Below are 18,558 nucleotides of genomic sequence, written 5' to 3' on the forward strand. Positions count from 1 at the left end.
CAATAATTTCTAAACCAAACAACTATCTGTCTAATAAAATAATAGAAATTATAATTTCAGTAAATTTTCTTGAATAAAATTTCAATTTATTGTAACATTATATTGAAATTGCGTCTAATTAAAATTATATCAAACAAATTAATAACGTATGAAAAAATCTTTAATGGCTTTGGGTACTGCACTAATGCTTGGCGGAACTGCTTCTGCTCAAAAAGTAACATTCGAGGAATTTGATTTAGACAACGGATTACACGTTGTTCTTCATCAAGACAATTCTGCACCAGTGGTTATTACTTCAGTAATGTATCACGTAGGAGCTAAAGACGAACAACCTAACCGCACTGGTTTTGCTCACTTTTTTGAACACCTTTTATTTGAAGGAACAAAAAACATTGGTAAAGGGGAATGGTTTAAATTGGTTACAGCAAATGGAGGAAACAACAATGCTAATACTACAGATGACAGAACGTATTACTATGAAGTTTTCCCTTCTAACAATTTAGAATTAGCTATTTGGATGGAATCTGAAAGATTAATGCATCCTGTTATTGACCAAAAAGGTGTTGATACACAAAATGAAGTAGTTAAAGAAGAAAAAAGATTACGTGTTGACAATCAGCCTTATGGAAATTTAATTAAAGCTGTAAAAGAAAACATGTTTAAAGTACACCCATACAAATGGACAACCATTGGAGAAATGGAGCATTTAGATGCAGCTACTTTAGAAGAATTCTTAGCTTTCAACAAAAAATTCTATGTACCAAATAATGCAGTTTTAGTAATTGCAGGTCAATTTGACAAAGCACAAGCGAAAGAATGGGTTAAAAAATATTTTAGTGCTATTCCTAAAGGAGCTCCTGTAACTCGTCAAAAAGTTGAAGAAGCGCCAATTACAAAAGAATTTAAAGCAACTTGGCAAGATCCAAACATTCAAATTCCGATGTTAGTGGCTTCTTACAGAACTCCATCAATGAAAACACGTGATGCTAGAGTTTTAGATATGATTTCAGCTTACCTTTCTGATGGAAAAAGCTCTAAATTATACAAAAAGATCGTAGACGATAAAAAAATGGCATTACAAATTGGTGCTTTCAACTACAGTCAAGAAGATTATGGAATGTATTTAATCTATGGTTTACCAATGGGTGAAAATTCTACAGAATCTATCTTAAAAGAAATTGATGAGGAAATTGTTAATATGCAAACTGAATTAATTTCTGAAAAAGATTACCAAAAACTTCAAAATAAATTTGAAAGTAATTATGTAAGTAACAATGCTTCTGTTGAAGGAATTGCAGACAATTTAGCAACATATTATATGTTGTATGGTGATATCAATTTAATCAATACAGAAATTGAAATTTATCGTTCTATTACAAGAGAAGAAATTAGAGACATTGCAAAAAAATATCTAAACTCAAATCAAAGAATGATTTTAGATTATGTTCCTGCTAAAGACAAAGCTCAAAACTAAGATTTGAAGAATATGAAAAAATTTATATACATAGCAGCCAGTTTATTTTTAACAATAACTATGCAAGCACAAGATAGACCGCAACCAAAGGCAGGACCAGCTCCTACAATAAACATTAATAAACCACAAAGTTTTGTACTTAAGAATGGTTTAAAAGTTTTAGTTGTGGAAAATCACAAATTACCAAGAGTTTCTTTCAATCTTACTTTAGATAACCCGCCTTATGCAGAAGGAAGTAAAAAAGGTGTTTCGGATATTTTAAGTGGAATGTTAGGTAATGGAACAGAAACTATTACAAAAGATGTTTTTAATGAAGAAATTGATTTCTTAGGTGCTAGTATTAATTTTTATGCTTCTGGTGCATCTGGAAACGGACTTTCAAGATATTCAAAAAGAATTTTAGAGTTAATGGCAGATGGCGCATTAAATCCGTTGTTTGACAAAGCTGAATTCGAAAAAGAAAAAGAAAAAATCATCGAAGGTTTAAAAGCAGATGAAAAGAGTGTGTCAGCTATTGCTCGTAGAGTAGAAGATGTTTTAGTTTTTGGAAAGGATCATTACAGAGGTGAATATACAAGCGAAGAAACGCTAAAAAATGTGACTTTTGATGACGTTATTTTAAACTACAATACTTATTTCGTTCCAGCTAATGCTTATTTAGTAATTGTAGGAGATGTTAACTTTAAAGAAGTTAAAAAAGAAGTAGAGAGACTTTTTGGATCATGGAAAAAAGCGACTGCTCCTCAATTAACTTACACAGCTCCAAAAGACGTTCAATACAGCCAAATCAATTTTATTGATACACCAAATGCAGTACAGTCTGAAATTGCTTTAGTAAACTTGTCTAATTTAAAAATGACAGATAAAGAATATTTTTCAGTTCTTTTAGCGAACCAAATTTTAGGTGGTGGTGGTGAAGGTAGATTATTCTTAAACTTACGTGAAAAACACGGTTGGACATACGGAGCTTATTCTTCAATTGGTTCTGGGAAATATATCAGTAAATTCCGTTCAAGTGCTTCTGTTAGAAATACAGTAACAGATAGTGCAGTTGTTGAATTTTTCAATGAGTTAAAAAGAATTAAAACAGATTTAGTTTCTGAAGAAGATTTAAGAAATGCAAAAGCAAAATACGTAGGTAACTTCGTAATGCAAATTGAAAAACCATCAACTATTGCTGGATACGCTTTAAATAAAGAAACTCAAGGTTTACCAGAAGATTTTTATGAAAACTACATTAAAAATATCAACGCAGTTACTGCAGAAGATATTAAAAATGCAGCTAACAAATATTTCTTATCAGATAAAACAAGAGTGGTTATCGTAGGAAAAGCTGGGGATGTTTTACCTGGTTTAGAAGCGATGAGCAAAAGAGAAAAATTACCAATTTTCTACTTTGACAAATATGGTAATCCTACTGAAAAACCAGAAGTTAAAAAGCCTGTTCCTGCAGGAGTTACAGCTCAAACGGTTTTAAACACTTACATCAATTCAATTGGTGGAGAAAAAGCGGTTAAAAATGTAAAAACGTTAGCGGTAATGTCAGCTGGAACTGTTCAAGGAACTCCTTTAGAATTAGTAGTTAAAACAGCTCCTAAGAAAATGGGTGTAGAAATGAAAGCTATGGGAATGACCATGATGAAACAAGTGGTTAACGAAAAAGAAGCTTACATGGTACAACAAGGTCAAAGAAAAGATTTCAAAGACCAAGATTTGAAAGATATGCAAGCTGAAGCTACAACATTCAAAGAGTTAGCACTATTAACAGATAAAGATGTAACTTTAACTGGAATTGAAAACATCAATGGAGCTGATGCTTATGCAATCAAAAACGGAAAATCTACCTATTACTATGATGTAAAAACTGGATTTAAAGTAGCTGAAGCTAAAGAATTAGAGCAAGGTGGTCAAAAAATGACACAAACTACTTACTATCAAGATTACAAAGATGTAAAAGGATTGAAATTCCCATACAAAACCATCATGAATGTTGGTATCGAAATCGAATTAATTACTACTGAAGTTAAAATTAACGAAGGTGTAACTGATGCAGATTTCAAATAATAAACAAAACATGAAATTCAGAAAGCGCTCAAGAAATTGGGCGCTTTTTTTATTTCTTACTCGAAAAGTAAACGCCAACTAAAACAATTAAAGCACCTAATAATTGTATTACAGAAAGCGTTTCATTCATAAATAAATACCCTAAAATAAAAGCTACTACTGGAATAATATACGTGACCGAAGAAGCAAAAACAGGAGACGACAACTGAATTAATTTAAAGAATAAAATATTCGAAAATCCAGTTCCAACGACACCTAAAATAGCAATAAAGCCTAATGAAGTTTGCACTTTAGTTTCGTGAACAATATCAAAAAATCCCGTAAAGTATAAAACAATTAAAGCGGGGAAAAACATAATTAAGAAGTTTCCTGTGCTAATCGTTAAAGGTTTTAAATCGGATAAGTATTTTTTAATTAAGTTGACATTGATTCCGTAAAAAATAGAGGCAATTACAATTAAGATAGCGTAGTAATAGTTTTCAGTAGTGTTTTCTCCATCACCAAATAAAACCAACAAAGCACAGCCAATAAACCCAATAATAACTCCAAATACTTGACTTCGTTGCACGCTCATTCCAAAAAAGAGCAATCCTGCCAATAATGTATTTAAAGGAGTTAATGAATTTAAAATCGAACTTATAGAACCATCAATTTTTGAAAGTGCAAAAGCAAACAAAAACGCTGGAATAAATGTACCACACAAAGCCGTTAACGCAATGTATTTCCATTTATGCAAAGGAATTTGAGGAATTTGTTTAAACCCAACAATAATCAAAAACAAAGCTGCAAAAAGAATTCGTAAACTTCCTAATTGAACCGAATTTACACCTTTCAAACCCAATTGCATTAAGATGAATGAACTTCCCCAAACACAGCCTAAAAAGCCTAATAAATACCATTTTGTTGAATTGTTTTCCATAGCGCCATTTTATACGTCAAAATTCAGCCTTTATTTTGAAAATAGCACTATGAATTTTTGTAATTTTGCATAGTCTTTATTTAGAGACTTTTAATTTAACATTTGTAGGCATGAAAAATTTAAAAAATATTGGTTTAGCGCTTGTAATTGCTCTTTCTTTTGCAAGTTGTAAACAAGAAAACAAAGAAGTAGCAGTAGAAGAAACTAAAAAAGAAGCGATTTCTGAAGCAGATTTAGCTAAAATGCAGACTGCAAGTTTCACTATCGACGGAATGACTTGCGCTATGGGTTGTGCTAAAACAATCGAAAACAAATTAGCTGGTCAAGAAGGTGTTGGACAAGCAGTAGTAGATTTCGAAACTAAAATTGCAACCGTAAAATTCGATGCTGAAAAACAATCTTTAGAATCGTTAACCAAAACCATTGAAAGTGTAGCTGGTGGTGATTCCTACAAAGTAACAGAGTCGAAAAAAATGTAATAAAAAAGCCCTGAGATTATCAGGGCTTTTTTTATTTCCATTCTAATGTTTCTAAAATTCTTCGCATATCTTCTTTTAGATAATTTGCTGCCGGTAAAATGGAATCGAAATTTGGTTTTGCGTAAAAATAAACGCTTCCTACTATAAAGTTTTTGGTACTATCGGTAACGTAAAACTGAGCGTTTGTAGCTGCGTTTCCACCTACTTCATAAAACATTCCGTACACTTTTTTCTTGTCGTTAATAAAAGGCTGTTCAATAATATCATCAGCTTTCACAACATGATTGTAAGTTAATGTTTGAGCATCGCGCAATAATTTATCGATGTCGTTATTAACTGATTTGTGAGTAAGGTAAATCGTAGCTTTCATTTTTGGATAATTAATTTCAAAAGCACATGATTTATCTTTTATGTTAGCCAAATCATTTTTTTCAAAAGTAAAAGTACAATCCGAATCTAATTTAGAATATTTGGCTTTTGGATATTCCAAACTCAAATGTCCTTTTGGTTTTGGTAATGTTTCGTCTCCACAAGAAACCAATCCAAAAAACAATCCCAAACAACTTAATTTCAATATATTTTGTATCATGATTCTTATAACGTAACTTTTATTTGTTTTATTCTTCTCTTATCTACATTTTCGATGGTAAAAATAAGATTATGAAACGTTATTTTCTGTCTTTTCTTTGGGAAATTTCCAGAAATCTCGAGTAAGAAACCTGCTAAAGTTTCGGCTTCCCCTTTTTTGCTTTCAAATTCATTTTCATCCACATCAATTATTCGATAAAAATCTTTCAAGCTAATTTTTCCTTCAAACAGGAAATTTTTATCATCAATTTGAGAATAAATCAAATCTTCATCATCAAATTCATCACTAATATCCCCCACAATTTCTTCCAAAACATCTTCTAATGAAATAATTCCAGAAGTTCCTCCATATTCATCCACCACAACAGCTAAGTGGCTTTTCATTCCCTGAAAATCTTTCAATAAATCGTCTAATTTTTTATTTTCTGGAACAAAGAAAGGTTGACGAAGTAATGTTACCCAATCAAATGTTTCACTATCAATGTGTGGAATCAAATCTTTGATAAATAAAATTCCTTCAATTTGGTCGATATTTTCTTTATAAACTGGAATTCTAGAATAACCTTTTTCGACAATTTTTGGCATTATTTCTTCAAAAGTTTCTTCAATATTTAAAGCAAAAACATCAATTCTCGGACTCATTACTTGACGCACTTCAGTATTTCCAAAAGTCACAATACCTTCCAAAATTTTCTGTTCGCCATCCGTTGTATCCGATTGTGAAGTCAATTCTAACGCTTGTGAGAGTTGATTTACCGAAAAATTTCCTTTTTGTACATTCAGTTTCTTTTCAATAAAAAGAATACCATTTCGCATCGGAACACTAATTGGCGATAAAACATTATTTAAAATCGAAATAGGAATTACCACTTTTTGGGAAAAATCCATATTATTTCGATTGGCATAAATTTTAGGTAAAACTTCTCCAAAAAGCAAAATGAAAAACGTCACCACTACAACTTCTAAAACAAATCGCAAAACAGAAGATTCAATTCCGTTAAATAATCGGCCACTAAAAGAAGAGAAAATGATAACAATGGCGATATTCACAAAATTATTGGCCACCAAAATTGTAGCTAGTAATTTCTTAGGTTTTTCTAATAATCTGGAAATAAGAGTTCCTTTGTTGAAATCTTTATTTAGAATTTCATCTACATCTTTTTGAGATAAAGAAAAAAGAGCTACTTCAGAACCAGAAATAAAGGCAGAACAAGCGAGCAATATAACAATTGCTACTATTCCGAAAAGGAATTCAAAATCTATCGTGTGAAGTAAACTGGCAGGATCAGGATCCAAATTAAATTAATTTAGTTAAACATTAAAATCATCTGGTGCGCTACCTGTTGGTAAAGAAGATTTACTTAAGTCTGTATCTTTCTTAGTCGTTAAGAAAGTAAATTCGGTCACCTGAATTTCAGTAGTATATTTTGTTGCACCATCTTCAGCTTGCCATTGACGCGATTTAATTCGTCCTTCAATGTAAATTTTATCTCCTTTTGAAAGATATTTTTCACAGATTTCGGCTGCCTTATTACGAACGACAATGTTGTGCCATTCTGTAGAGGTTATTTTTTCTCCAGTAGTTTTATTGATATATACTTCGTTTGTCGCTAATGGAAAACGTCCGATGCAATTGCCTCCTTCGAAGTAATGCATTTTTACTTCATCACCTAGGTGACCTATCAATATTACCTTGTTTAATGTTCCGTTCATGGCTTGTAAATGTATTAGGGTTAATCAAAAATAGTAATTTAATGCGAATTAAAATAATTTGAAACCATAAAATTATGAATTACAATTGGAAAAGGTAATTTTTCTATTGCTGTAAAAGGTTTTGAATCAGGTAATTTCGAAGCAAAACGAAGTTCGAAAAAACGAATATGCAAATGCTGGTGCGATAATTTATGAAGCGTGATTTCGTTTTGTAAAATCAAAATTTCTGAAGGTTTTTGATTGTAGAATTGCATTTTTGAAATCTGATCAATTGCATCTTTTTCAGACAATAAAAAGTCAGTTTCTAAAAGGGGAAACTCATATAAATTTTCCCAAATTCCTTTTCCTTCGCGTTTTTGCACAATATAATTGGAATCCGAATCTTTCAAAATTAAATAATTTAAATAGCGATTCGTTACTTTTGTTTTCTTAGACTTTACCGGTAATTCTGAAACTTTTTTATGTTGAAGAGCCGCACAACTCGAATTTAAAACACAAGAATTACAATCCGGATTTTTTGGAACACATTGCAGCGCACCAAATTCCATAATCGCCTGATTAAATACTGCAGGATTCTTCTTATCTAAAACTTCTTGCGCTAATTGTTGGAATTCTGTTTTAGTTTTTGGCAAAGAAATATCGCTATCTACATTAAAATAACGACTCAAAACTCTGAAAACATTACCATCTAAAACCGCAACAGGTTCGTTGTACGAAAAAGAAGCAATAGCAGCAGCGGTATATTCACCAACTCCTTTTAGCTTCAATAATTCTTTATATGAAGGTGGAAATTCTCCGTTTAATTCAAAAGCGATTTGTTTTGCTGTAGCATGTAAGTTTCTGGCTCTGGAATAATAACCTAGGCCTTGCCATAATTTTAAAACTTGTTCTTCATCGGCATTTGCTAGGTCAAAAATTGTTGGAAAAGCATCAGTAAAAGACAAAAAATAAGGCAAACCTTGTGCCACACGCGTCTGTTGAAGCATAATTTCTGAGAGCCAAATCGGGTATGGATTTGTCGTGTTTCGCCATGGTAAATCGCGCTTGTTCTGTAAATACCAATGAATTAAAGAGTTAGAAAATTCCATGATTTTTTATAAGGCAACAAAAATAAATCTTTAGTAATTAAAATTTAATCAATTAACGTTGAATTATTGTTTTTTTAATTCTTATATTTGCAAACTCAAAAAAATACACAAAATATAAATACGAAAGAAAATGACGAAAGCAGATATCGTAGCGAAAATTTCAGAGAAATTAGGACTTGAAAAAGGAGATGTTCAAGCAACAGTTGAGACTTTTATGGAAGAAGTGAAAAACTCGTTAGAAACTGGTGACAATGTTTATTTAAGAGGTTTTGGAAGTTTTATCATCAAAACTAGAGCTGAAAAAACAGGAAGAAACATTTCTAAAAACACTACAATTAAAATCCCTGCACACAACATTCCTGCATTTAAACCTGCTAAAGTGTTTGTAGAAAGCGTTAAAGAAAAAACAGAAGTTACAGTATAAAAACTATTTATTAATCTAAACACCAACATGTTATGCCAAGTGGTAAAAAAAGAAAAAGACATAAGGTAGCAACTCACAAACGTAAGAAAAGAGCGAGAGCAAACCGTCATAAAAAGAAAAAGTAGTTTAAAACTACTTTTTTCTTTTTTAGAAAAAAAAGTTCATTGAAATTAATCAATTTAACATTGATTATCGGGAAAAATCCTGTAAAATTATTATTTAATCCATCCTTACAATTAGCCATAAGCCTTAAGCTTTAAGCTGTATGCGTTTTACGCCTATTGCTTATTACTTATTGCCTATTGCCGAAAAGTTCGGATAAAAATGTACTGCATGAACAAAGAGTTAATTATTCGATCAGGTTCAGACGCTGTAGATTTTGCCTTATTAAAAGATGGAAAACTAATTGAATTACACAAAGAAGAAGAAAAGCAAAGCAATTTTGCGGTAGGTGATATTTTTATTGCCAAAATCCGTAAACCCGTTGCTGGCTTAAATGCCGCATTTGTGAATTTAGGTCATGAGAAAGATGCTTTTTTGCATTATCACGACTTAGGTCCAAATCTTCCTTCTTTAATGAAATTCATTAAACTTGTAAGCGCAGGTAAAATAAAAGATTATTCACTCAAAAATTTTCCTTTTGAAGCTGAAATCAACAAAGATGGGACTATAACAGATATCTTAAGTCCAAATCAGTCGATTTTAGTTCAAGTAGTAAAAGAACCAATCTCTACAAAAGGTCCCAGAATTAGTTCTGAGATTTCTTTAGCGGGAAGATACGTGGTTTTAGTTCCTTTTTCGGACCGAGTTTCTGTTTCACAAAAAATAGAATCAAGAGAAGAAAAAGACCGATTAAAACGACTGGTTCAATCTATTAAACCAAAAGGATTCGGCGTTATTGTGCGAACAGTAGCCGAAGGCAAAAAAGTAGCCGAACTTGATAAAGATCTACAAACACTCCTTGAAAGATGGATGTCGATGAGCAGACGTTTACAAACAGCGCCTCATCCGTCAAAAGTCTTAGGAGAATTAAACAAAGCTTCCTCTATATTAAGAGATGTATTTAACGATACGTTTTCTTGTATACATGTAGATGACGAAGATTTGTATTTAGAAACGAAGGAGTATTTGCAAGAAATAGCTCCCGATAAAGTGTCTATCGTAAAACACTATCAGTCAAAAGACTTGCCTCTTTTTGAGAAATACAATATTGAACGACAAATAAAAACGTCTTTTGGAAAAACAGTTTCCATGAGCAAAGGTGCTTATTTAATTATTGAACATACCGAAGCTTTACACGTTATCGACGTGAACAGTGGAAATCGTTCAAGTAAAGCAACTAGCCAAGAAGATACTGCTCTAGAAGTTAATATGATTGCTGCAGCTGAAATTGCACGTCAGTTACGACTTAGAGACATGGGCGGAATTATTGTGGTGGATTTCATTGATATGCAAAATCCAGAAAACCGCAAAGTATTGTACGACTTCTTAAGAGAAGAAATGAGTGACGATAAGGCCAAGCATAAAATCTTGCCTCCTAGCAAATTTGGATTGATTCAAATTACTAGACAAAGAGTTAGACCAGAAGTTAATATTAAAACAAGAGAAGAAGACCCTAACAATGAAAACGGGGAAATTGAAGCTCCAATTTTAATCATCGACAAAATAGCGTCTGACCTTGAACGCATTATAAAAGACCATAAAAAAGTTGTACTTAACGTGCATCCGTTTGTGGCAGCATACCTTACAAAAGGTTTTCCATCATTACGTTCGAAATGGTTTTTCGAATATAAGAAATGGGTGAAAATTATACCTCGTGACGCTTACACGTATCTAGAATATCACTTCCTTGATAAAGAAGGAAATGAAATTATAGTAAAATAATATGGGATGTATCCTATAAAAATAAAAAACCGCTACTCGAAAGAATAGCGGTTTTTTTGTTTTTATTCACTCTCAAATTGCACTTTTCTTCTGATTTCGTTACCAAATTCATCTACTACGGTAATGATATGAAATCCTGTTGTAGCAAAAATAGGTTTCTCATGAAAGGTTTTTGTGGTTCCTACATATTTATCGTCTAAATACCAGAATAACTCCGCGTCTGAATTAGAATGTGCTACTTTGATGATGGCGGGCTGCACTTTACTTTCAAAATCTTTCGTCAGTATGATTTTGGTATTGGCTTTTGGATAGATAAAATCCATGCGTTTGTCTTGCAAAGCATCTACACAATCACTTCTGAATGGTGGTAAATTCTGATAACTTACATTTTTACTTTTATAATACCATTCCATAACCGGTGGTAGAACAAACCAAGATTTGGTTATCATTTCATCAACACTTTCACAATTACTATTGACTCTAAATTGCTGATTTTTAACTAAATGAATAATTTTATGATACGGACAATTGTTTGTTTTTTTAGCTGTCTTTGGAATCCATTGTTTTGTTTTCGGGCAATGGTCTTGTGCTAGATAACCCGAAAGCTCACAAACTTCAACAGGATCTAAATCGTTATAAGGCATTTCAAACCATTTCGATTTTGGTAATAATCTGAAAACGTCAAATAAAATCGGAGCTGCACTATCAACTCCAGTTAATAATGGTCTTCCTTCACCTGTGGCATTTCCTACCCAAATTCCCACTACATAATCTTTGGTAACCCCAATTGCCCAAGCATCTCTGCTTCCAAAACTTGTTCCTGTTTTCCATGCGATTTCTAATGAAGAATCGTAGAATTTCCAAGCTTCATCACCTTCTGGTCGGTTAACTTCTTTCATCGCATTAAACGTTTGCCAAATAGCGCCAGCACCAAAAATGTTTTTCTGACGTGAACTACTTCCAAAATCGGGTTGAAAATCGGCATTGTAATTTAGATTTAGCATTTCATTCTTACGATATTTGGAATCGTTTTGATTAAAATACGTTAACGTGGACGACATATAAGCATACGCTTTACATAAATCCCACAAATTGGATTCGGCACCACCTAAAATTAACGATAAACCATAATTAGAAGGTTGTCGGTTAACATTTCGCAACTTCAATTGTTGTAATTTTTCATAAAACTGATTCACTGAATAATCTTGTAACATCAAAACCGACGGAATGTTCAACGAACGCGCCAAAGCTCTACTCGCAGGAACCGCACCATCATAAGTTAAATTAAAATTTTGAGGCGAGTAACCTGAAATTTGGGTAGGAACATCGGGAACCAAAGTTTGCGGCAAAATATAGCCATCATTCAACATAGCTGCGTACAAATACGGTTTCAAAATACTTCCTGTACTTCTTGGCGCTTCAATAATATCGACATCTTTTTGATGCTCTTTATCGGTAGGACTATTACCAACATAAGTAATTACGTTACGCGTTTTTACATCCACCACCAAAACAGAAATATTATAGACTTGATTTTGCTTGTAATAGTTATAATATTGTTTTACGATTTCGTTGGTGCGTTCTTGCAAATCCAATTGAATGGTGGTTTTTATTTTTTCCGCTGGATGTTCTTTCGCTACTTTTTGAACCAAATGAGGCGCGATTTGTGGCACATCAAACGGTTTTTGAGGCAAACTTTCTTGCAATGATAATTCGTAAGTTGCTTTATCAATGACTTTATCATTGTACAATTTCTTTAGTAATCGATTACGTTTCCCTAATAATCGTTCTTGATTTTTTCCGGGATAAATTAAACTTGGCGCATTGGGTAAAACTGCTAAAGTAGCAGCTTCCGCCCATGACAATTGATGCGGTTGCAATCCAAAATATTTCCAAGATGCCATTTCTAAACCTACCACATTACTTCCAAAAGGCGCATGAGCACAATATAATTCTAAAATTTTATCTTTCGAATGACGAAATTCTAATCGAGTTGCAAGAATCATTTCGATTCCTTTTTCAAAATAGGAACGCGATTTTCCTTTTCGGTGCAAACGAATCACTTGTTGGGTTAATGTACTTCCACCACGAACGACGCGATTTGCTTTTCGATTTTGTTTAAAAGCGTGATACATGGAAATTGGGTTGAATCCAAAATGTTTATAAAAATACTGGTCTTCAAAAGCAACTATACATTTCTGAAATTTATGCGGCACACTATCACTTTCCGGAAAACGCCATTGACCATCGGAAGCGATTTTAGCTCCTAAAAGTTGCCCATCTTGACTTTCAATTACAGTGGAATAGTTGTTTTCGAAAAGTTGTCTTGGGAGTGAGAAATAGTAAACTACCACAAGCAATAAGCTTATGGCAGTTTTAATTTTATTATTTCTAATTTTAGTTTTTAATCGAGTAAACCAACTTACTCTTTCACTATTTGTACCCATTGTCCTTTGGTTCTTGCCAAATAATTATTGTCGTACATAGCTTCACATTGCACTCCTGGGAAATAATATTTTCCTAAGTAAGTTGCATTTAATAGCATCGTAAACGTTTTGGTTTCACCCGCTCTGATTCCGAAATAGAATTGTGTTCTATCATCGCGAATGTCAATGTAATCGGCTTTGTTTTCTGCATAACTTCCAAAAGCGGTATAACGTGAATTCATAATTTCAAATCCAGATGGAACAATTTGCGAAAGAGCTACATTCTCTAATGTTTCATCTGATTGATTTTTAATAGTTACTTGCGCCACGATTTCAGTTCCTTGTTTAACCGAACTTAAATTTAAAACAGTTCCTTTTCTATCTTTATAAACTACCGAGGTTGAGAAGTTTTTCTGAATTTCTTTTTCTTGTCCTACAGGTAAAATACCACTATTTAACACACGAACATAAAGTGTTCCGCTGTTTTTATTTTGAATCGTTACCGAATTAGAACCGTATTTCGCCACTAAATTTCTATCTACAAATACTTTTTTAGAACTAACCGTTTCTGATTTTCCAGCTATAGAATACGTCATATTCACACCTTTTCCACCATTTTTAAGCGCGAATTTTGACATAGCATACAATCCAAAAGCGGTAGTTTGAGTACTCATATAACGATTTGACGATAAATCTTTCGCTAATTTGTTTGCCATTTCATACGCTTTCGTTTTGTTATCTACCAAAATGTAGGTTTCTAAAACCATAGCTCGATTTCTTTCTTCCGAACCATAGTAATAATCTGCATATCGTTTATCTTCTTGCGTAGTTGTTGTTCCTATCAAAGATAACGCGGCTTTCTTTTGACCTGCTAAAGCATAAGCTGCTGCTAATCGCAATTTAGATTCGTTTGAGATTCCAGTGGTTTCTCTTAATCTGTTCATTGAACCCATATCGGCTGAACCTGCTAATGCTAAAGTGTATAAACGATACGCTTGTGCAAAATCGTTACGATACTGTGCGTTGAATCGCCATTTTTTAGCCTCGGATTGTTGGAACGAAATCCATTTATTTTTAAATCCGATTGGTAAAACATAACCTTTTTTCTCGGCTTCAATTAAGAAATGTCCCGCATAAGAAGTTGCCCAATCATCTACATAATTATTTCCTTGCCAATAACTTAATCCGCCATTTGATAATTGGAAATTACCTAGTTTTTGAATTCCAGCATTGATATTTCGCTGAATTTCTGCTTTTTTGTTCGCATCAACATCCATAATATCCGCCAAATACAATTGTGGAAATATAGCCGAAGTCGTTTGCTCCACGCAACCATGAGGATACTGAATCAAATAACTCAATCGTCCATTGAAATTAATGGTTGGGAAAGACGAAACTTCTAATCTTGCTTTATTACTTCCTGCAACTCCAAATGTTTTCCAATTGATTGTTTTGGAACCTTTTGCCGGAATTACCATGTCCACATAGTCATTGGTAATTGGATTTGGATTCGTAATGTCAACTTCCACTGCATAGGTCGATTTTTCTTTTCCTGATGTGGCAATAACTTCAATTTTTCCAATTCCTGTTGCACTTCCAACTTCTAAATTAAAGTAGACTACTTTTTCATCTGGCGAACTGAAACTTACATTTTGAGTTGTATTCCCAATGATTCGTACTCCATTATTTGTTTTTAATTGTACATTAACATTTTTCACTTGGCTTTCCATTGCGAAAACGGTTACTGGCAACATAATTCTTTCGTTTGGAGAAATTTTTCTTGGCACTGAAGCTAAAACCATAACAGGTTTTCTAACAAACGAAGTTTTTTCTACACTTCCGTAAGCACTAGTTTTAGCATCACCTGCAACAACCATTGTTCGCACCGAACCAACATAATTTGGTAAGGTAATCGTATGTGATTTGGTTTGTCCTTTTTCCAATTTGAATGGTCCTAAATAAATGACAACTGGTTTAAATCTATTGGCTTTTTTGGCATTTCCGCCTGCTAAATCTTGGTCACCACCAATACTAAAAATCTGGTTGATTTTTCCACCATAAGCACCAATTACATCATCGTAAACATCCCAAGTTTTTACGCCAAGTGCTTGTCTGGAATAGAATTTTTCCCATGCATTTGGTGTTTTAAATCGGGTTAAATCTAATAAACCATCATCTACAATTGCAATGGTGTAGGTCATTTCTTTGCCTGATTTTTCACTAACTTTTACAATAGTTTTTTGCTCAGGTTTTAATACCGCAGGAATAGACACTTCTGGCTCTAAAACGGTATTTTTATTAATAACTTCCACAGGCAAAATTCCGTACATTCTAATTGGCGTGTCATTTATCGTAGAAGCATGTGGTTTTAACAACGAGATATGGAAATACACATTTGGCGCCATATCACCCGTGATAGGAACTTCAACTTGCGTTTCGCCTTTTTTAGTGGTTGCCCAAAGTGTTTTAATAACTTTCGAACCGTTTTCAATTGAAATTAAAGCTCTTCCGCCTTCACTTGACGGGAAAGAAACGATAGCATTTTCTCCAACATTGTATTTTTCTTTGTTGGTTGTAAATACCAGCATATTTGCTGTTTCGCTGCTTCCTTGACGCGATTTTCCTGACCAATATGGCCAATCGATATAAGACGTTAAACTTGTTGCATGACCATCATAAGTATCTTCTACTCGAATTAAATATCTTCCCCAATCTGCTTCTGGAATTTTAAATTGAACACTTGCTTTTCCTGAGGCATCAGTTGAAACCACATAATTTCTGTAAGCTGTTGTTACTTCCGAAGAATTGTATTGTGATAAATCATCTCCATCAGAATTCCACCACCAACGCCATTCTACTTTATATACACGAACCGTTAAATTTCTAACTGATTTTGGTTTACCCAATTCATCTAAAGTCACGATATCATAGCGATTTACTTTATCAGTTTCTAATAAACCGTATTTGTTTGGTTCTGGAGCTTTTATTCCAACGTAAGTTTTATACGGAGAATACGTTGCTGTAGCTACATCAGTACTAAAATCACCACCATTTTCGAAGGCTTTTGTTTGGAAAACCATTTTCAATTTTCCTGGTGCTTGACTTATGATTTTAGGTTGAATCGCAACTTTAGCTTTTCCTAAATCATTAACTTTTCCTGAAAAAACGTTTACTTCTTCGGTATAAAATTTACGCACTTCATCATCAAAATCATATTTCTCATACTTTTTGAAAACAGTTTGTTGTTCCAAGAATTTAGCTTGCATTTCTACTTTCAGGTTTTTCGCAACCGCTCCATGCAACCAAGCTACTTCAACTTCGCCACCGTTTAATCTATTGCCCGAAAGTTGTTTGTCAGCAAAACTATTTTTAATTTTTAAACGGTTTGGCTTGATGGTTTCAATCTTGATGCTTTTGTAAAAATGTACCCCACCTACAGAAATTTTAACTTCCCAATTTCCTGTTGGATCATTATCTTTTGTAGCTAATTTGAATTTGTAATGATTCCAGCCATTATACTTTTGAACCATTTGGTAACGCATTTTTCCTTGCGGATCGCTTAACTTAAAAGTAATTGGGTGCGATTTTTCTAATTTGCTTTCCACATCATTCAACATGAAAGCCAAATGCAAAGTATCGCCTGGACGCCAAACACCTCTTTCTCCATAAATAAATCCCTTTAAGCCTTTTTGTAATTCTTCGCCACCGACATCAAAATTACTAACAGACAATGATTGTCCTTCATCTAATTTCACATAAGTTGTGTTTTTGTCTTTGGTAACAATCGCAAAAAAGGCATATTTTTTCAACTCGGTTTTTGCTATTCCTTCACTATCGGTTGTGATAGTTCCTAAGAGTTGTTGTTGAAAATTATACAATTCAATTTTTGCAGATGCAACCGGCTGCGTTGAAACAATATTGTTCACGGCAAAAACATACGAACCGTTTCCGCCACGTTTTGCAATAACTCCTAAATCGGAAGCAATAACATTCGTAAAAATAGTGTTGTTATAATAATATGAATCGGTACATGGATCTTCTCTTTCGTACCAATCATAACCTTCGTAATAGTAATCGTCGTAATAATCTTGACTACTTCTTACTTCATCGTCTTGTTCTTCCTCTTCTTCATTTCCTTCATCAACGTAAGCCGAAGTACATTTGTAAAGCGAATATTTACGTTTATACGATATTTCAACGCGATAAATAGCGCCCGGATTTGGTGTGATTATTTTAGATAAATCAATTGCGTATGCATTCCATTTGCTGGAATTTTGCAATTTATTTTTATTTAACGCAATGGTTTTTTTAACAATAGGTTGAGCTACTTTTCTTAGATTTTGACTTCCGTTTAACTCGTTATCTTGCAGGAATTGAAGAATGTTGTCTTTGTAAATTTGATACACTTTTACATCAACTGCGCTCAGATTTACCGATTCAAAATTAATTTTCAAGTTGTTTGAACTTGGTAAAATCGTTCCGCTTTTTATGAAACGAACTCCAGGTTTTACTTGTTCGAACGTAACTTTTTTGGAAAAATTTTGTTTCATTTTGAAGCCGTCTTCGCTTTCAATTCCTTGAAAAACTTCTACTAAAAGTTCGCCTTTTAAAGGTTCGTTGAAAAACACTTTCAATAAATTTCCTGCTGTTGCAAAACGTAAATTAAGAGCCGATTCAACTTGCACTAAACCAGAAAAATCTTGATCTCTGTTTAATGGGTCAGAAAAGTTTAATAATAAGACTAGATTGTTGTCTTTCTCAACTTCAGCCGAAACTATTTTAAAATTACTTTTTCCAGGAATATCGTAGAGCATTTCGCCTTTTTGGTCGATATCAAAAGGAGTTCCATCCCATGAAATTTTAATTTTAGTGTCTTCGACTTCTCTTTTAATGCTATCGATTACAAATTTGTATTCTTTTTTGTTGCTTAACTCTTTGACAAACTTAATTTTTACCGCTTTATCTTCTTGATTAACAGAAATAAGTTTTTTAGCAGTTTCAAAATCCAAATCATCGCTCGATGTGATTACTCCGTTTAAATATTGGTAGTCTTTGCTATACGATTGTAAGTCATTAGTCGTTACCATAAAATCTTGCTTTATGGTTTTAATTGTGAATTTGAAATCTTTTAATTTGCTAGGAACATTCGTTAATTCCGACAAATGAAGCGTAACTTGATATTCTTTGTTCTGGTCTAATTTTTTTTCTGGAATAAACGCGATGGTGTTATTAGAAAGCGCTACTACTTTTCCATCTACACTTGGGCTAATAGTAAACAAATTCTCATCTAACTCTTCGTTGGCTGTCCATTCTTTTTTATCAAATGCTAAAACCACTCTAATGTCGCTATTTGCCGAGACCAATCCTGAACTAAAGTTGAGGATATACGCTTTGAAAAGAGAGAAATCAGAATTGAAATCTTTAGCGCTTTTAGAGCACGACAAAGCTACAATCAATACAAATATCAATTGTAAAAAACGAGTTGTTTTCATTTGGAAG

General features: G+C 33.2%; 12 protein-coding genes. 5 read left to right on the plus strand and 7 right to left on the minus strand.

Annotated elements, in window-relative coordinates; translation table 11 throughout:
* The first annotated feature begins 148 nt into the window (after positions 1–148).
* Together AAEO58_RS03975 and AAEO58_RS03980 are read left to right on the plus strand one after the other, a co-directional pair.
* Positions 149–1,474, plus strand: a complete 1,326-nt coding sequence (locus AAEO58_RS03975) for a M16 family metallopeptidase (protein ID WP_133610151.1) — start codon at positions 149–151, stop codon at positions 1,472–1,474.
* 12 nt (positions 1,475–1,486) lie between these two features.
* Positions 1,487–3,538 carry a M16 family metallopeptidase gene (locus AAEO58_RS03980; RefSeq protein ID WP_341682087.1) on the plus strand — a complete coding sequence of 684 codons (2,052 nt, stop codon included), beginning with the start codon at positions 1,487–1,489 and terminating at the stop codon, positions 3,536–3,538.
* A 49-nt stretch (positions 3,539–3,587) separates the two neighbouring features.
* Here the strand turns inward: AAEO58_RS03980 and AAEO58_RS03985 are convergent, their stop codons facing one another.
* A complete protein-coding gene (locus AAEO58_RS03985) occupies positions 3,588–4,457 on the minus strand; it encodes a DMT family transporter (RefSeq protein WP_133610157.1) in 870 nt (289 codons plus the stop codon).
* A gap of 110 nt (positions 4,458–4,567) precedes the next feature.
* Between AAEO58_RS03985 and AAEO58_RS03990 the strand changes: the two genes are divergently transcribed.
* Complete coding sequence (locus tag AAEO58_RS03990) at positions 4,568–4,936, plus strand: heavy-metal-associated domain-containing protein (RefSeq protein WP_341682090.1); 369 nt, start codon at positions 4,568–4,570, stop codon at positions 4,934–4,936.
* Positions 4,937–4,967: 31 nt separating this feature from the next.
* Here AAEO58_RS03990 and gldD read toward each other — a convergent pair whose 3' ends face one another.
* The 4 genes from gldD to mutY are packed head-to-tail and all read right to left on the minus strand — an operon-like array spanning position 4,968 to position 8,325.
* On the minus strand, positions 4,968–5,525 hold the full coding sequence (gldD, locus tag AAEO58_RS03995) for a gliding motility lipoprotein GldD (RefSeq protein ID WP_341682092.1): 558 nt from the start codon (positions 5,523–5,525) through the stop codon (positions 4,968–4,970).
* 5 nt (positions 5,526–5,530) lie between these two features.
* Complete coding sequence (locus AAEO58_RS04000; RefSeq protein WP_264368811.1) at positions 5,531–6,820, minus strand: gliding motility-associated protein GldE; 1,290 nt, start codon at positions 6,818–6,820, stop codon at positions 5,531–5,533.
* A gap of 15 nt (positions 6,821–6,835) precedes the next feature.
* The gene (locus AAEO58_RS04005) at positions 6,836–7,237 is read right to left on the minus strand and encodes a single-stranded DNA-binding protein (RefSeq protein ID WP_026725353.1); all 402 of its coding nucleotides are present in this window, start codon (positions 7,235–7,237) and stop codon (positions 6,836–6,838) included.
* 38 nt (positions 7,238–7,275) lie between these two features.
* A complete protein-coding gene (gene mutY / locus AAEO58_RS04010; protein WP_341682098.1) occupies positions 7,276–8,325 on the minus strand; it encodes an A/G-specific adenine glycosylase in 1,050 nt (349 codons plus the stop codon).
* A gap of 130 nt (positions 8,326–8,455) precedes the next feature.
* Between mutY and AAEO58_RS04015 the strand changes: the two genes are divergently transcribed.
* Together AAEO58_RS04015 and AAEO58_RS04020 are read left to right on the plus strand one after the other, a co-directional pair.
* Positions 8,456–8,749, plus strand: a complete 294-nt coding sequence (locus AAEO58_RS04015) for an HU family DNA-binding protein (RefSeq protein ID WP_008254909.1) — start codon at positions 8,456–8,458, stop codon at positions 8,747–8,749.
* A 333-nt stretch (positions 8,750–9,082) separates the two neighbouring features.
* The gene (locus AAEO58_RS04020) at positions 9,083–10,633 is read left to right on the plus strand and encodes an Rne/Rng family ribonuclease (protein ID WP_341682104.1); all 1,551 of its coding nucleotides are present in this window, start codon (positions 9,083–9,085) and stop codon (positions 10,631–10,633) included.
* A 62-nt stretch (positions 10,634–10,695) separates the two neighbouring features.
* Here AAEO58_RS04020 and pbpC read toward each other — a convergent pair whose 3' ends face one another.
* Complete coding sequence (gene pbpC, locus AAEO58_RS04025) at positions 10,696–13,080, minus strand: penicillin-binding protein 1C (RefSeq protein WP_341682106.1); 2,385 nt, start codon at positions 13,078–13,080, stop codon at positions 10,696–10,698.
* Positions 13,056–18,551 carry an alpha-2-macroglobulin family protein gene (locus AAEO58_RS04030; RefSeq protein WP_341682107.1) on the minus strand — a complete coding sequence of 1,832 codons (5,496 nt, stop codon included), beginning with the start codon at positions 18,549–18,551 and terminating at the stop codon, positions 13,056–13,058. The genes pbpC and AAEO58_RS04030 overlap by 25 nt, the downstream gene beginning before the upstream one ends.
* Positions 18,552–18,558 lie beyond the last annotated feature (7 nt).

It is taken from the genome of Flavobacterium helocola (assembly GCF_038289885.1).
GTDB classification, from domain to species: Bacteria; Bacteroidota; Bacteroidia; order Flavobacteriales; family Flavobacteriaceae; genus Flavobacterium; species Flavobacterium cheniae.

Bases quoted from the DNA above. Each gene is read 5' to 3' on its own strand.
- AAEO58_RS03975 (WP_133610151.1), top strand. From the start codon at position 149: ATGAAAAAATCTTTAATGGCTTTGGGTACTGCACTAATGCTTGGCGGA.
- mutY (WP_341682098.1), bottom strand. From the start codon at position 8,325: ATGGAATTTTCTAACTCTTTAATTCATTGGTATTTACAGAACAAGCGC.
- AAEO58_RS04020 (WP_341682104.1), top strand. From the start codon at position 9,083: ATGAACAAAGAGTTAATTATTCGATCAGGTTCAGACGCTGTAGATTTT.
- AAEO58_RS03980 (WP_341682087.1), top strand. From the start codon at position 1,487: ATGAAAAAATTTATATACATAGCAGCCAGTTTATTTTTAACAATAACT.
- AAEO58_RS04015 (WP_008254909.1), top strand. From the start codon at position 8,456: ATGACGAAAGCAGATATCGTAGCGAAAATTTCAGAGAAATTAGGACTT.
- AAEO58_RS04030 (WP_341682107.1), bottom strand. From the start codon at position 18,551: ATGAAAACAACTCGTTTTTTACAATTGATATTTGTATTGATTGTAGCT.
- AAEO58_RS03985 (WP_133610157.1), bottom strand. From the start codon at position 4,457: ATGGAAAACAATTCAACAAAATGGTATTTATTAGGCTTTTTAGGCTGT.
- gldD (WP_341682092.1), bottom strand. From the start codon at position 5,525: ATGATACAAAATATATTGAAATTAAGTTGTTTGGGATTGTTTTTTGGA.
- AAEO58_RS03990 (WP_341682090.1), top strand. From the start codon at position 4,568: ATGAAAAATTTAAAAAATATTGGTTTAGCGCTTGTAATTGCTCTTTCT.
- pbpC (WP_341682106.1), bottom strand. From the start codon at position 13,080: ATGGGTACAAATAGTGAAAGAGTAAGTTGGTTTACTCGATTAAAAACT.
- AAEO58_RS04005 (WP_026725353.1), bottom strand. From the start codon at position 7,237: ATGAACGGAACATTAAACAAGGTAATATTGATAGGTCACCTAGGTGAT.